Raw genomic sequence first — 1276 nt, 5'->3', positions numbered from 1 at the left:
TGGTCAAGACCCCATCTAATGGACATTGAAAAAAGCCCTAGGCTGCAAGCTGGCGTCGGTATTCAACCGGCGTCAGCTTGTTTAATTTTCGTTGTGCTCTGTTGTGGTTATAAAAATGAATAAATTCTTCAATTCGTCTTTGTGCTTCCTCTATATTTCGGATATCATAAGGATAGAGTGCTTCTACTTTTAAATGGGAGAAGAAGCTTTCCATTGAGGCGTTGTCATAACAATTGCCTCGGCGTGACATGCTGATTTTGGCGCCAACCTTGGGCAGCATGTCGTGGTAGGCATGGGACGTGTACTGGCTTCCCTGATCGCTGTGAACGATCAGTCCAGTCACGTCTTTATGTATTTCAAATGCCTTTCCAAACGTTTCTAGAACGAGTGGATTATCGTTACGATGGCTGATGTGATAGGCGACGATTTCACTGTTCCATAAATCCTTAATCACTGATAAATAAATCCGATTGTCAGCTATCCGATATTGGGTAACATCGGTTACCCACTTCTCATTCGGGCCGCTGGCGGTAAAATCTCGTTGCAGCAGATTTTCTGCAACACGGCCATCTGACACAGCTGCCTCGTAGCTTGTCCGATGGATATTCTTGCGACGGATGATAGCCTGGATGCCCAGCTCTCTCATCAAGCGCAGAACCTTCTTGTGATTCACCACGTACTGATATTGACGGTATAGTTCGTCTTGTATACGACGATATCCCACGGTCTTATCGCGTTGCTCATAGATGACCCGAATGTTGTGTTTCAATTCTTGATCCGGATCGCTGTCTTTACGCTTAAGATATGCATAGTACCCACTTCGGCTTATTCCCAAATACGTGCACAATCCCTTTACGCTTTGTGTGCCTTTGAGTTCATCCACGACGATGTATCTGTTCCGTACACCTCCTGATTCAAGATTTGCAACCACTTTTTTAAGACATCAACCTCTAATTGCAAGCGTCGAAGCTCACGTTCCTGCTCCGTTTTCGATCTGAAGGGGTTACCGCGTTTATCTTCAAAGCTCGCCTCACCCTGTTCACGATACTTTCTCATCCACTTCTTCACACGATCTTTGTCCTGTATATCCAGGTGCTCCGTAATCTTTCTGTAACTCCAACCTTCTTTAACATGCAACCGGATCGCTTCGGCCTTCACCGATTCTGGATAATGCTTAAACGTTTGTCCCTTGATCGCCATAAAAAATGCACCCCCTAGAATTTCATCGGCTAAACCCAGGGGTTTTTCCAATGTCTATTCTAAGGGGTGCACATCA

The 1276-nt window shown here is 45.3% G+C and carries 2 protein-coding genes; both read right to left on the bottom strand.

The window, feature by feature from the left end:
• Positions 1-37 precede the first annotated feature (37 nt).
• The gene (locus WMW72_RS35480) at positions 38-883 is read right to left on the bottom strand and encodes an IS3 family transposase (protein ID WP_341420307.1); all 846 of its coding nucleotides are present in this window, start codon (positions 881-883) and stop codon (positions 38-40) included.
• Positions 853-1200, bottom strand: coding sequence for a helix-turn-helix domain-containing protein (locus WMW72_RS35475; RefSeq protein WP_341420306.1), 348 nt, complete (start codon positions 1198-1200; stop codon positions 853-855). The genes WMW72_RS35480 and WMW72_RS35475 overlap by 31 nt, the downstream gene beginning before the upstream one ends.
• Between the last annotated feature and the right edge of the window lie 76 nt (positions 1201-1276).

Source organism: Paenibacillus filicis (assembly GCF_038070315.1).
Taxonomy (GTDB): domain Bacteria; phylum Bacillota; class Bacilli; order Paenibacillales; family NBRC-103111; genus Paenibacillus_G; species Paenibacillus_G filicis.
The sequence above is the reverse complement of the archived record's forward strand: the minus strand, read 5'-3'. Positions and strand labels throughout refer to the sequence as shown.

Bases quoted from the DNA above. Each gene is read 5' to 3' on its own strand.
- WMW72_RS35475 (WP_341420306.1), bottom strand. From the start codon at position 1,200: ATGGCGATCAAGGGACAAACGTTTAAGCATTATCCAGAATCGGTGAAG.